Below are 13885 nucleotides of genomic sequence, written 5' to 3'. Positions count from 1 at the left end.
GTCAATTGAGAAACTACAAAAGCCGTCTAGAATCATCCAGACGGCATAATTATGGCAGGAATAACAGCTTATCTACCTACACCTACATATTGGAAACCGGCCTTGGCCATCGCCTCTGGATCTAAGAAGTTACGACCATCAATAATGACTGGATGGGCCATTAATTTTGCCATTTTGGTGTAGTCCAAGGTGCTGAACTGCTGCCATTCAGTAACGAGTACCAAAGCGTCACAACCATCAGCTAATCTTTCCGCATCAGTTTCGACAAGAACACCAGAAATGCCATGACGCATACCTGTTTGGGAAATGATGGGGTCGTAGGCTTTGACCTTAGCACCCAAGCGGTTAAGTTGTTCAATTAAATTTAATGCGGGTGCATCACGTAGGTCATCGGTGTCTGGTTTGAAGGTTAAACCAAGTAAACCAACGGTTTTACCTTTGAGGATTTTCAGAACTTGTTGCAGTTTTTCCAGGGCAATGAGACGTTGACGTTCATTGACGCTGACGGCAGATTTGAGTAGTTGTGCTTCATAGCCATAATCATCGGCAGTATGAATCAACGCTGATACATCTTTGGGGAAGCAGGAACCACCCCAACCAATGCCTGCTTGTAAGAATTTGTTGCCTATGCGGGAGTCTAAACCGATGCCCTTAGCCACCTGGGTAACATCTGCACCCACGCGATCGCATATATTGGCAACTTCATTGATGAAACTGATTTTGGTGGCTAGAAAAGCATTGGCCGCATATTTGATCATTTCTGCGGAACTAAGGTCTGTAGCAAGCACCGGCACTGGTGGCAGGGACTGGTCTTCTGCATATTTGCGCTCAACGATGGGTGCATATAGTTCTTTCATCAGGGCGATCGCTTTTGGACTGTTTCCACCCAAAACTATTCGATCAGGGTTAAAGGTATCATACACTGCTGAACCTTCACGCAAAAATTCAGGATTGCTGACTACATCAAACTGAACATTCGTTTCTGGTAATTTTTCTTCAATGCCACCACCCGCTGTCACCAAAGTTTTTTGACGTTCTGCAATCCCATCTAAAACAATCATCCGTACCCAGTCACCAGAACCAATTGGTACCGTAGATTTATTGACGATTACTTTATAACCACCATTCAGGTTGGCACCAATGCCACGGGCCACAGCTTCTACATAACGGGTATCACTTTCGCCAGTGGGTAATGGTGGTGTTCCCACGGCAATAAATAAAATTTCCCCATGGGCTACACCCGCTGCCAAATCTGTAGAAAATTGGATTTTATTAGCATGAATAGCAGATTGCATAATCTCCGACAGTCCTGGCTCGAAAATAGGAGACTGTCCGGACTTCATGAGCTTTACTTTTTCTTCGTTATTATCTATACAAATTACATCATGACCAATATGAGCTAAACATGCCCCTGTTACTAAACCCACATAACCAGTACCAATAACGCAAACACGCATGTTGTTATACTCCTAGATAGTTCAAGTTTTTTCACATATACTCAGTGGTCAGCAGTGAACCCATAGACCACCAAATATTTACTAATTTTGACTATTAACTCGTGCCCGAAAATCTTCAATTGTTAACTTCAAACCTGCTGTTAGAGGAATTGTTGGTTCCCAATTTAACCAAGTTTTGGCTTTAGTGATATCGGGACGACGACGACGGGGATCATCTGATGGCAATGGTTCAAATTGAATCTTGGACTCTGGATTGACTAGATTCTGAACTGCCTGGGCTAATTCTAAAATTGTGTATTCTTCGGGATTTCCTAAATTGATGGGCCCGATATACTCACCATTCATTAATCGCATTAAACCTTCTACTAGGTCAGAGACGTAGCAGAAACTGCGAGTTTGTGTTCCTTCCCCGTAGACAGTTAAAGGAATACCTTGTAATGATTGGACAATAAAGTTACTCACTACACGACCATCATTTTCCAGCATACGAGGGCCATAGGTATTGAATATTCTGGCCACACGAATGTCTACTTTATTTTGTCTGTAGTAGTCAAATGCTAAGGTTTCGGCGATTCTTTTACCCTCGTCATAACAGGAACGTAAGCCGATGGGATTGACATTGCCCCGATACTCTTCATATTGGGGATGCACATCTGGATCACCGTAGACTTCACTGGTAGATGCTAGTAAAAACCTAGCTTTCACTCGTTTCGCTAACCCCAGCATATTTAATGTTCCCATGACATTCGTCTTCACGGTTTTGACGGGGTTGTACTGGTAGTGAACTGGAGAAGCTGGACAAGCTAAATGATAAATTTGCTCTACTTCTAAGCGAATTGGTTCGGTGATATCGTGACGGATTAGCTCAAAGTTGTGGTTGTCTAACCATTTAGCAATATTGCGTTTATGTCCTGTGTAAAAGTTATCTAGACAAATTACTTCATGGCCATCATTCATAAGTCTGTCAATGAGATGGGAACCAATAAACCCAGCGCCACCTGTGACTAAAATTCTCATAATTTTCCAGTTATTTCCAGCTATTTTCAGTAGATTTTCGCTTGTTTACATGCTTGAGGGTTGCTTGTAAAAAAGTAGCCTATCTAAACTAATTCAGACTACTCTTTGTGGTCAATTGCATATCTTTGGTTCCCACAAAAATCTCATCTTTATACAGGGAGCAAACATATTTTACTTAAATAAATTAAACTACATTGTCTAATCTCAGGTATCGTTTTTGTCCTGAATTTATCAAATCTTCAACAAGGATATAAGCTGTTTTTACAGTAAGGCCTGAGTCACAAGCTGTTATGGGTTTTCATCGTTATATGTCGTTGTATAAATCTGTGTTGCCCTTTAGCTGATTAGGAGGTTAGTGCGAGATGTTCGTGTCGGCAACACCGTTGGGTAATTGTGCGGTGGCTGACTGAGAATAATCATTGAGCAAGTCAGTTGTCTGGCTAGTTGGGTTGTCAAATCACTCATCACTAATCCTCCAGGAAGATGACGATAACGATGAAAAGGCAAGACGATTAAATCATACAATCTTGCTGCCTGCAAAATTGCCTGGGTAAAATTATCATGGATAATGATTTGCAATTCTGGCGGATTAGCTAAAGCTAGTGGTGCTAAGATTTGCTCCAGATGCGATCGCCTGGCGGCAATATGAGTAGCAGCAGTTTGGTGATTTTTGCGGCAAGCTTCATTCACACACACATTCAATACCGTCACTTGAGCTTGATTGGTTTGTGCTATGGTTTGGGCTAACTGCACAGGCTCTAATGTGGGCGTAATTAAGTTTTCGATGGGAACTAGTATGCGCTGAACTCGTTTCGGTGATTCTACTAATCTGGTCAATGCCACCGGGCAATGGGCAGACCACAGCACATTATCAATCAAGTTACCAAATAACCGCGCCCGCAAGCTGTGATGTTGATCCCAGTTGAGAATAATTAAATCGGCTTTTTTTTCCCTTGCGGCTCTAGTAATTCCTGATGCTATGGCATCATCGATGCGTAACAATGGTTTGGCTGGGACTCCCAGTAATTGGCTTTGGGCTGTAGCTCTAGCCAGCAACCGCTCACTTTGCTGACAAGCTAGCTCTAACTGGGGAGCATCCATTTGGGCTGTTGCCGGGGCGATCGCTAAGGGTACAATTTTGCCATGAGTTTGGGAAGCTAATAATGCAGCTAATTCGATTAAGTTTTGTTGAGTTGTTGAATTAACCAGAGGTACAACGATAGTGCCGTTTTCTATTGTTGGTGGATGATAGAGTGTAGGAATGGCAATTGCTGATTCTGAGGCTGGATAATTGGTTAAATTTACCCCCACATAATTAGTCAACCACACACCCAAGGTTGTGGTCATCAACATTAAAATAATCACGGTGTCTAAAATTGGTGGTGGTAAAAAGCCTAACTTTACCCCTTCTACAGCCACTGCTAATGTTGTCCCCATTAGGGGAATAGATACTGAGCACATAGTTAGGGTTTCTGTCCAGCGGTAGCGGTAGAGGAATTTAGCTAACCCCGCGGCAAGAAATTTGCTAGCAATTGCCACTATCAATGTCAGCCACAATAGTAAATGCTGATGGATGAGTCCAGATATATTGAGAATTAAGCCTAAACGGAAGAAAAAAATAGGAATAAATAAAAAACTACCAATAAAAACTAATTTTTCTTTGACTGGGCCTTCCCCAATAGCTTCATTGACTGCTACCCCAGCTAAAAACACAGCGACAATTGTGGGAATACCCATCACTTGAGCTACCATTGTCGCCACAAAGATACATAGCAACACAAACAATAATTTATTACTATTATCATCTCCAGAATGGAGAAAGAAAGCTTTACCTGCTTGATTGAAGCCTAGTACAACAGCGAGGAAGTAGGCTATGACCCAAGCAGAGGTAATGAGTAGTTGGGAAAGGGTGAGGGTTTCCACATGGGCAACTGCTACCAAGACTGCAAAGACTAGCAAGGTTCCCATATCTGTAACAATTGTACTGCTCACAGCTAGAGCGATCGCTGGATGTTTAATCAATCCCAAACCATTGAGAATTGGATAGGCTAACAAAGTAGAGGAAGTCAGTAAACAGCCAATGAGTACAGAGGGAATCAAACTATAGCCACAAATTTGTCCAACACCAGTGCCCAAAAATAAAGTTAATCCAAAACTCAAACCCCCAAACCACAAGGAACGACCTTGATTTTGTCGTAGCAATGGTAAGTCAAATTCTAACCCCGCAATAAATATTAAGTAGACTAACCCAATCTCTGATAGTAGTTCTAGAATTACTCCATCAGGCCGAAATAAATTGCCATCAAATTGACTAAAGCATACCCCAGCACCCACCAAACCTACTAATCCTGGTAGTTTAAGGTGGTCAAAGAGCATCGGTACAATGAGAATGACTACCAGTAATATCAACATAGGAACAATTAGTTCCTGTCCACGTACTTGGGAATTTAGTTCCAAAGCCAGAACTTGTAATAAGCTATTCCACATTTAACTTGCAGCTTGTTGTTGTTTGGCAAATCACCCAACTCTAGACACTAGGTGTAGAAGTTTGGGCAATCAAGGTTGGATCTGGGTGTAGGGAGGGAATTAAGGAGTAGCACCTTTAACCATAGAAAACCTGACTTCCTGATCAAGAAAGTAGTTCCATCAGTTAAAAGGCGATAAACAACAGTCAATTGCTTAACTCAAAGCAAAGTCACAATTTCCCTGACAACAATGAAAAAACTTCAACTTACACAGTTAGGTAATGATCGTGAAACTACCTACGGATGGATTTGGCTTAAAATGAATCGCAAGCGATCGTAATCATCTTTCAATAATACACTGAGGTTTCTGCCAGCTTTAATCAGCCATTCTCGATCAGCCTGACGTAGCTGGTATACTTCTCGAATCGCTGCTGCGGCCAAAGACTCTACAGGAGCACTGTTGATTAAAAGTAATGTTCTTAAAAAGTCAAGTTCCTGGGTGAACTGAATAATTGCTTCTGGTTCACACCGATAAACGGCTTGATGTATTTGCGGTGGACGGGGTGGTAGATACTGATAAATTTTTGGCCTATGTCCTGTCACTGCCGCAGGTTGAACAAAACCCACAATCGCTGCTCGAAACTCAGTTTTGAGCATAGCAAATATTTGGGGTTGTTCTTCTCGTAAAGTTTGTAGGGACAGGCCTAAAGCGACGGCCCGATGTACAGAATCTATCGGTGTAGTTGTGACATGATACACCACACCATAAACTTGATTGCCAGATTCCTCATCCACAGCACACACCCAACTGCCAAAAGGTGGCATAGCTGGGAAACTCAGGTCTTCTGGTTCCAAGCACTGTGCCAAAAATTCAGTTGTAGCAGTTTCGATCACCTCTGCAAAATGAAGAGGATGGCGATCGCCTGTGGCAAACTGTGGTAAGGGTAGTCGCATGTTACTGCTGGTTGTTAACTGCTGAGTTGGGAATCAGGTTACAGGTGAGACACAACAGGAAGAAAACTCATTTTTACTCCATCACTTCTTCCCCGTCAACTAACAATGTTATTAGTGATTTTTGCCTATAAATAAAACTCTTGTGGGCTGAACAGCCCAGCCCACCATCATCATACAACTTGCAAGTGGATTACCTGAATTACTTGCCTTTCTTCTTGCCTGTTGTCTCTACTAGTTCTAATTCAGGCAGCCGAAAAGTGATAATTTTATCCCAGTTGCCACCTTCAAATAATACTGCCACCTTACCATCACTTACCCGTTGCACGAGTCCTTCAAAACGATAATAGGTGTCAGCTGGATTTGTGACGCGAACAGTTGCTCCAGGTAGGATCATGTGTTTTACCTCGTTTACTTCCTGTTAATAGCTTAATTGGTTCAATAACCATATTCCTGTCTTTGACTTTCTTTATTTGCTATTAATCTCATCAACAGGAATAAATACCAAGCCTCTAGTCCTTGGTTCATACTGTGGTTTCTGGGTCGGTAATTCAAATAAATTGGCATTTAGAGTAAACAGCTGCTTGACCGCAGTATTGATTTTCTTCATCCAGAAGATTCCAGACAATACCATCTTCAATGCGAAAGCGTTGACCAGTGCTAGTAATTCTGACTCCAGAAAAGTAGCTAAAACCTTGAGTTGTCGTTTCTGCTAAGAGACGATTTCTTTCTGTTTGTTCTACCGCTTCAGCACTTTTCCGAGAAGGTGTGCGTGTGAATTCTTCCCAAGACATTTGCCATTGTTCTAAAGCTTTGCGATTACCATAGTTAAAAATTGGATCAGCCTCTATGCCGTGGGCAGCTAAGACAAAGGGGGCTTCAAATAGTGCTTTTGCTATATCTACTGGTGAACCATCTACATCCAGCAAAGAACGCCCTAACCAACGCTGAAAACTCTTGATGATCAGTTGACTATGAATAATTATTGCTGCTTGTTGCCAAGGAAATTCAACTATGCTGTTCATTTTCTAGAAAAAATATCATACTGAGAATCATGTATTTTGAAGATGGGCTGAGATAGCCATCTGATTCATTGAGAATAACTATCTATACAAATCAGAGTTTTTATGTTTTTCCTCAATTCTCTAGAAAGTCAACTTCAGCAGTGGAATTATACCATTAGTCAGCAACCCCATAACCCTAATGCTTATATTCGCAGGGGTATGGTTTATTTTAAACTGGGCAAAATTGAGGAATCAATTCAAGATTTTGACAGTGCTGAAAAGATAGATTTTCGCCTCACACCCTATCTTTGGCAACGAGGTTTATCTTATTATTATGTGGAAAGATTTGCTGAAGGAGTGAAACAGTTTGAAATTGATTTAACTGTCAATGCTCAAGATGTGGAAGAAACTGTGTGGAGATATCTTTGTATGGCTCGTTTAACTGGTGTAGAACAAGCACGTAATGCTTTATTACCAGTCAAAAATGATCCTAGAAGAATTATGCGTTGTGTCTATGATTTTTATGCTGGTATTTGTCAAGCAGATGATGTTTTAAATATTGGTCGTACTGAGGGGAAAAAAGGCAATTTTTACAGCCATCTTTATTTAGGATTGTATTATGAAGTGGCTAATCAAATTGATTTGGCACAGGAATATATAGTCAAAGCTGCTGACCAATATAAAATTGATGATTATATGTGGTATTTGTCTGTAGTTCACAAGCAGTTAAGGAATTATCATTAACGCTTCTCGCTTCATCCTAATTTTGTCTGAAGATGCACATAATAACACCCACCTGTAGCCCCCTTGGCAAAGGTATTGATAAATAAATATTTTTTTTCATTCACACAAAAGTGCAGAAACAAGAAGACAAATAATGACTTTTGCCAAAGTTATATTCTATATAATTCCCCAAACTGGGGAAATCTAAACTGATTAATTTATGCAAGCAAATTACTAAGCTTTAGATGGAAAATTCATCTAATTTTCAGGTAATAATATTCTATTTATCTATCGAGATGGAGGATTTTTTTGGAGCATTAATAAGGTGTTATAAACCTGTTTCTTTAATGCCTCATTATTTGTCAACTCAATAGTAATTTGGTTAAATCTGTCAATACTTAAACCTTGACTAGAAACTATTTGTTGAGATTGGTTGCAATAATTAACAGCAATGTTTCTAGCTTTACTGGGCAGAGCATTGATGCTGTTGGGATCATTACAAACTATTTTTGGTACTTCTTTACTACCAATGACTTTCTTAATTTCTTCAAAAGCTTGTTGACGTGCTGGTTCCATAGCTAATACTGCTTGAGCATAGCTAGTAACTTCTCTACTATCGACTTTTAAATTTTGAGCCAGAGTTGGGGTACTAAAACTCACAAGACCAATAATAAAACCAGTTGTAGCTAGAGGTTTAACTATTAATGAGCGTAAAAGCATCCCAGCCAAAGGAATTTGCAAATAAAAACGGTAAATTTCTTTCATAAGATAGGTGACACACTAGTATAGTCAAGATAGTATAGGGGATTTGAATGATTTAAAAGTTCAAAAGTTCCAATTAAACAACACTTCATCAAAGCTTTATAAAACTTTCCGTATATACTGAATCAGATTCTACTGGTGGTAGTTTTGCATAATTGACAAAGTTCTATCACTTTAGTCTGGAGTGTAATTATTTCCGATGCACCCTGCTTGAGACTTACTTCTAATTCTAGTAGGAGGGGGAGGGTATCTAGGAGTTGTTGAACTGTAATATTTTTAACTTCTTGTTGGAGAAAATAAATACGTTTTGGGTTACTGATTTCTGCGGCTTGAGCGATCGCTTGGGGGTTTCTTTCTCCACTTTCCATCATGATTTTTACCCACAACCAAGTCCGAAATTGACCGATTAAGGTTGCGACTATTCTTAATCCTGGTTCTGCTGCATTCAATAAATCTGTTAATATTACTAATGCTTTCGCCGTATCTCCACCTCTAATTGCCGCAGCTAACTGTAGGGAATTTTGGGTAGTATTTCTTACTAATTGAGATACTATTTTTACATCTAAAGGTTGATGGCTATTCTCTGTATATAAACGTAATTTTTCCATTTCATTGTAAAGTAACCTTGTATCATTACCCACAGATTCCGCTAAAAATTCGGCAATTAGGGGAGTTAATTTCACTCCTGTACTTGCAGCTACTTCTTGAACCGCTTGAACTATCAATTCTGTTTTCCACGGGGGAATCAGGGGAAATTCTCGAAACTCCGTAGCGTGTTGTTTCAAAAATTTAGTCCCTTTGAGACGTTCATCAGGTTTGTTGCGACTGGTAAGTAATAAATGAGAATCTTGGGGAATGACGGGAAGAGTACGCTGTAATTCCGTCAGGATGTTTTCTGGACAGCTTTGACATAAAGTAGTGTTAATTAGCCATACCAAGCGTCCACCGCTACCAAAAGGAGGTGTCATAGCTTGATTTAAGGCTTGGATCACCGCGTCGCTTTGGTCAGGGGGGAATGTAGTATAGTTAAAACTGAGCCAGACAGAATCCAAAATGCGATCGCGTAAACTCCCTACAGCTTTCTCAATAGCAAAGTCATCTTCACCCCAATAAAAATAAATCGGCATACAAACAAAATCTAAATACTTTTTACACTATGCTCTGATCCTCAAGAATTTTCCCTACAATCTATCAAGAGAGCTTGAGGCTATAGAAGATTGGACGACAACTACCAAACCTACTTAAATCGGGTAGCAAAAATGATGCTACCAGAAGCTTACAAAAACCAGGTTGAGCATATCCAGACATCGTCTAAATTTCAGCCCTATTCGGGAATCAGAAAAGCAGCACCGTTTCCTGGTTATACCCTCATCACACCACCAGCAGCAGAAGATACTCAAAATTCTGCCTTTTATCAACAACTAGAGGTTTATCAAAACCAACTCCTCCAGTTAACTGGTGACAGTGAATTAATTGTACCTCTCCCTCCCGCTAGCTTTCATCTAACTTTAGCGGACTTAATCTGGGATAGTGCCTACTACCATGCTTGTGAAGAAAATCCTCAGTTTCCAGAGGAGTTACAACTTTGTATCCAGGACATTTTTAGCCAGTATCAATCGTCACTCAACAAACCAGTGCAACCAATTGCCTGGCAAATGTTAGGATTGGTGGTGATGCCCAGGGCTTTAGGTGTTTGTTTAGTACCTAAAGATGAGCGATGCTATGAAGAAATTGTCCAATTCCGTCGGCAAATTTATCAAAATCCCCAACTCATGGCCTTGGGTATTGAACAACATTATCATTTAACTGCCCATATCACCTTGGCCTATTTTGGCGAAATTCCGCCTGAATTCGACAGAAAAAAATTCGGTCAAAAGATTGCAGAGTTAAATCAACAATGGCTGGCAGATTCTCCAGAGTTGATGATCCAGCGTGTGGAATTAAGAAAGTTTGATGACATGACCAACTATTATCGTCAAACTGACTGGCCAAGTTTAGACTTTTAAATGAGCATTTTCGGTAGCTAATCGGGTCAAATTTACACGGTTAAAGGTTCCCAAGCCGTCCCTTTGTAGCCATAATCAAAGATATCTGGATGTAATATTTCTGCGGCAATTTCTAAAGAATCTACTAGTCGTGGACCAGGACGATTGAAGTAATAGTTACCATCAGTAATGTAGACTCTACCGCTTTGTACAGCGTGGAGTTTTTTCCATTCTGGATGTTGAAGCAATAGCTGTGCTTCTTGTTTCGTGCGCTGTAAATCAAAGCCACAAGGCATAAAAATCATTACATCTGGATTACTGGCTACTAAGGTTTCCCAATTGACATGAGCAGAAGTCCCACCAACAATACTAAATAGTGTTTGTCCTCCTGCAAGATTAATGATTTCAGGAACCCAATTAGCAGCAGTCATTAAGGGTTCAACCCATTCAATACAAGCAACTTTGGGTAGTTCGGTTAAAGATAATCCTTGAATACGGTGATGGCAAATTTTCACCCTGGCTTCTAGATTTTCGAGAATTTTGACTGAATCAACATCAAAGGTATGGCTGATATGTTCAATATCATTCCATACATCTTGCAGGGTGTTAGGTTGGAGGGAGATAATTTCCGGTGAGCTATGAATCAGTTTGCTGACTGCGGTTTTCACTTCAGAAAAGCTGACTGCACAAACATCACATTGGTCTTGGGTAATAATGTGGGTAGGTCTTAGTTCTTCTAAAACATTCAATTTGATTTGATAAATACTTAAAGCCGATGCCAGTAAATTATTTACTTCATTGTGGATATCTTGACTAGAACCGTTACTATTTAAACGAGCTTCTGTACAAACTGGTAATTCGGCAACTTCTGGAGGATAATCACATTCATGCGATCGCCCCACAATTGCATCCTTTAACCCCAGGGTCGCGACTATTTCCGTTGCACTAGGTAACAGGGAAACTATTCTAAGATTTTGGTTTTCCATGATTTCACCTCCTCTGAGGATAGAAATTCAAGGCTCGAAATACATTGTTTACATCCAGCACCTGTTCAAAATACTCGCCCTACAACTACTTTGGTCACTGGAAAATATATGTAAATATGATCACATTAATTTTATAACATCTCAATCTTAGTTATCGATGTCAAAAACAGCAGTAAAATTAGCCTCTATCTTCACTAAAACCTAATACCCATCACTATATTTCCTGTTTTTCTTGACCACATCCTTACACCCTCACGCTTCCATACCTTTGTTTCCTAAAACACACTCTCAATATTATTTTTGCATATTTTTATCTATTGATAATCCTACCTGGGAGGAATATATAGCAGGTGACAGTTAACAGGTGACAGGTAAGCCAGCGCGGTCTTGGGGGTTTCCCCATGAGCGACTGGCGCACCCCTATGGCTAACGCCACGCTCCGCGAACGGGGTGACAGTGCTAGAACCCTTTGGTTGTCTCTGTTTTAGTGTTAGTTAATGTCCTAACCGTTCTGTCCATTGCTATACACAATACAAGGCTGTTTCCTCCCTTGATTTCTCCTACATTCCTGGATGGTTTCAATCGTGAACTGTACCATCAGGCATGATTGCCCCTGTTAAGTCAGCATCTGTCAGAATTGCCCCTGTTAAGTCAGCACCTTGCAAATTTGCTTTGCGTAAAATCGCATGACTCAGATTGGCATAACTTAAATCTGCCCCTTGTAAACTCGCCTCACTTAAATCCGTTTCCACATCTCCCCACTGTAGTCTGGGACTGAGATTCCCTCGGCACAACTTGGCCCGATCTAAGTTTGTGTGATGCAAGGAAGCGCCTCTCAGGTCAGCATAACTCAAGTCTGCCCCAGTCAAGACTGCATATCCCAAATCAGTCCTTTGGTCAGAACTCGGACGAAAATCAGCTTGAAACAACAGCACACCAGTCAATTTTGCCCCAGTCAAATTAGCACCACACAAACTAGCTTTGATTAAATTTGCGTTTGTCAAATTTGCTTGAATTAGCTTTGCTCCGGTCAAATCAGCTTCTCGCAAAATCCCACAAGATAAATCTGCACCACTTAAATCTGTTCCCCAAAGCAATGCTTCACTGAGATTAGCTTCCCGTAAACAAGTACGACTGAAATTCGTTTTACCCAGTCGTGTTTGCCGCAAATCAGCATAGCTAAAATCAGTACCACTGAGATTTACATTGGTTAACTCTGCTTCTAGCAGATTCAGTCTTTGAAAATTTCTTTTTCCAGCAGCATAGGATTTAATAATTTCATCGAGATTCATAAATGATTCAAAATTAAAAATTAGGTTTGATAGTGTGGAATGAAAAAGTACAAATTATTTTCTGCTCTATCCCACACTTTACACCCAAAGCCAAGATGGGGAATTTTAAATGTACAACAATTGATGGGATTGGGTGAGTTCTGTCATCAATTCAGAAACAGACATGATGCGTTCAGTGTCACCAATATTAGCACCAGAGAAAATTAAACCTTGTTCTAAATTGCCTTGGGTGGCTTGGTCTAGTGCCTGGAGAATACAATAAGTTTTACCTGTGTCGCGACATAAACATGATTCTAAACAATTGGCTATGCAGCGTCGCTCTAAATTAGATGAGCCGATAATTGCTTGTTCGGCAAATTGATTACGTAAAGCCCGGGTGGGTTTTCCCACTGGACTAGGTACGGTGACAATATCTTCCTTGGTGGCTTTGAGGTGAAATTCTTTATAACGCTCATCAGCATCACATTCTTCAGTGGTAATAAAGCGTGTGCCGATTTGTACTCCATCGGCTCCCATCCCTAACATTTTTTCAATATCACCATGATCCCAAACTCCACCACTGATAATTAAGGGAATGGAAACTCCTAGTTCTTGCTCTAAATATTCTCGCAATTGGGCAATGACAAACTTAATCGAAAATCCTGGTAAGGTGATTTGTTCACACTGCGAAAAATGACCACCTACCATCTGACAATTTTCCACAATAAAGCCATCAGGAAGACGGTTATATTGACTTTGCCAAGCCTGGCAGATTAATCGAGCAGTTTCCACACTAGATACACTCGGCACTAGGGCAACATCAGGATAATCGGCTGTATATTCTGGTAAGTTCAGGGGTAAACCTGCTCCAGTCACAATTAAATTTGCACCTTCAGCGGCCGCAGTCTGAGCTAAAACTGAGTAATCTTTAGTGGCAACAACTACATTGACACCAATGATACCGTCAGGGCTAATAGCGCGGGCTTTGCGTAATTCATCTTTTAAAGCCAGTCGATTAGCAGCAAAAAAACCCCCACGTTTGCGTTGGTTAAAGTAGGGAGAATGCAAACCTAACCCCCAGGAAGCAATCACCCCCACTCCACCAGCCTGGGCTACAGAACCAGCGAGTTTTGCACCCGATACCCGCACCGCCATAGCACCTTGAATAATGGGATAGCGGGCAATATGGTTGCCAATCCGCAAGGGATGGAGGATTGAAGACATAGACAAATATTTCAGTAATTGACTAAATAGCTGATCAGTA

The 13885-nt window shown here is 40.7% G+C and carries 13 protein-coding genes; 2 read left to right on the top strand and 11 right to left on the bottom strand.

Going from position 1 to position 13885, the window contains the following annotated elements:
- Positions 1–68: 68 nt before the first annotated feature.
- The 6 genes from H6G73_RS16840 to H6G73_RS16815 form a co-directional block, all read right to left on the bottom strand.
- On the bottom strand, positions 69–1457 hold the full coding sequence (locus tag H6G73_RS16840; protein WP_190606546.1) for a UDP-glucose dehydrogenase family protein: 1389 nt from the start codon (positions 1455–1457) through the stop codon (positions 69–71).
- A gap of 81 nt (positions 1458–1538) precedes the next feature.
- Complete coding sequence (locus tag H6G73_RS16835; RefSeq protein WP_190606544.1) at positions 1539–2474, bottom strand: UDP-glucuronic acid decarboxylase family protein; 936 nt, start codon at positions 2472–2474, stop codon at positions 1539–1541.
- 336 nt (positions 2475–2810) lie between these two features.
- Positions 2811–4961 carry a cation:proton antiporter domain-containing protein gene (locus H6G73_RS16830; RefSeq protein WP_190606541.1) on the bottom strand — a complete coding sequence of 717 codons (2151 nt, stop codon included), beginning with the start codon at positions 4959–4961 and terminating at the stop codon, positions 2811–2813.
- 275 nt (positions 4962–5236) lie between these two features.
- Positions 5237–5893 (bottom strand): HAS-barrel domain-containing protein, encoded by a 657-nt coding sequence (locus H6G73_RS16825; RefSeq protein ID WP_190606539.1) that lies wholly within the window; start codon positions 5891–5893, stop codon positions 5237–5239.
- Between the two features lie 199 nt (positions 5894–6092).
- The gene (locus tag H6G73_RS16820) at positions 6093–6287 is read right to left on the bottom strand and encodes an NAD(P)H dehydrogenase subunit NdhS (protein WP_190606537.1); all 195 of its coding nucleotides are present in this window, start codon (positions 6285–6287) and stop codon (positions 6093–6095) included.
- A gap of 154 nt (positions 6288–6441) precedes the next feature.
- Positions 6442–6915: an MEKHLA domain-containing protein gene (locus H6G73_RS16815; RefSeq protein WP_190606536.1), complete on the bottom strand. Its 474-nt coding sequence runs from the start codon at positions 6913–6915 to the stop codon at positions 6442–6444.
- Between the two features lie 102 nt (positions 6916–7017).
- On the opposite strand from H6G73_RS16815, the gene H6G73_RS16810 reads away from it, so the two are divergent.
- A complete protein-coding gene (locus H6G73_RS16810) occupies positions 7018–7638 on the top strand; it encodes a tetratricopeptide repeat protein (protein ID WP_190606534.1) in 621 nt (206 codons plus the stop codon).
- A 267-nt stretch (positions 7639–7905) separates the two neighbouring features.
- Here H6G73_RS16810 and H6G73_RS16805 read toward each other — a convergent pair whose 3' ends face one another.
- Both H6G73_RS16805 and holA read right to left on the bottom strand, forming a co-directional pair.
- Complete coding sequence (locus H6G73_RS16805; RefSeq protein WP_190606532.1) at positions 7906–8382, bottom strand: DUF4168 domain-containing protein; 477 nt, start codon at positions 8380–8382, stop codon at positions 7906–7908.
- A 122-nt stretch (positions 8383–8504) separates the two neighbouring features.
- The gene (gene holA, locus H6G73_RS16800; protein WP_190606530.1) at positions 8505–9506 is read right to left on the bottom strand and encodes a DNA polymerase III subunit delta; all 1002 of its coding nucleotides are present in this window, start codon (positions 9504–9506) and stop codon (positions 8505–8507) included.
- Between the two features lie 132 nt (positions 9507–9638).
- Here holA and H6G73_RS16795 point away from each other — a divergent pair, with 132 nt between their 5' ends.
- Positions 9639–10385: a DUF1868 domain-containing protein gene (locus H6G73_RS16795; protein WP_190606529.1), complete on the top strand. Its 747-nt coding sequence runs from the start codon at positions 9639–9641 to the stop codon at positions 10383–10385.
- Positions 10386–10417: 32 nt separating this feature from the next.
- On the opposite strand, the gene H6G73_RS16790 is transcribed toward H6G73_RS16795, so the two are convergent.
- The 3 genes from H6G73_RS16790 to H6G73_RS16780 form a co-directional block, all read right to left on the bottom strand.
- Positions 10418–11350, bottom strand: a complete 933-nt coding sequence (locus tag H6G73_RS16790) for a cobalamin-binding protein (protein WP_190606527.1) — start codon at positions 11348–11350, stop codon at positions 10418–10420.
- A gap of 578 nt (positions 11351–11928) precedes the next feature.
- Entirely contained in the window at positions 11929–12642 is a 714-nt protein-coding gene (gene hetL / locus H6G73_RS16785) for a heterocyst differentiation pentapeptide repeat protein HetL (protein WP_190606523.1), read from the bottom strand.
- A gap of 105 nt (positions 12643–12747) precedes the next feature.
- Positions 12748–13845 carry an NAD(P)H-dependent flavin oxidoreductase gene (locus H6G73_RS16780; RefSeq protein WP_190606522.1) on the bottom strand — a complete coding sequence of 366 codons (1098 nt, stop codon included), beginning with the start codon at positions 13843–13845 and terminating at the stop codon, positions 12748–12750.
- Positions 13846–13885 lie beyond the last annotated feature (40 nt).

Source organism: Richelia sinica FACHB-800, assembly GCF_014698825.1.
Lineage (GTDB): Bacteria > Cyanobacteriota > Cyanobacteriia > Cyanobacteriales > Nostocaceae > FACHB-800.
The sequence above is the reverse complement of the archived record's forward strand: the minus strand, read 5'-3'. Positions and strand labels throughout refer to the sequence as shown.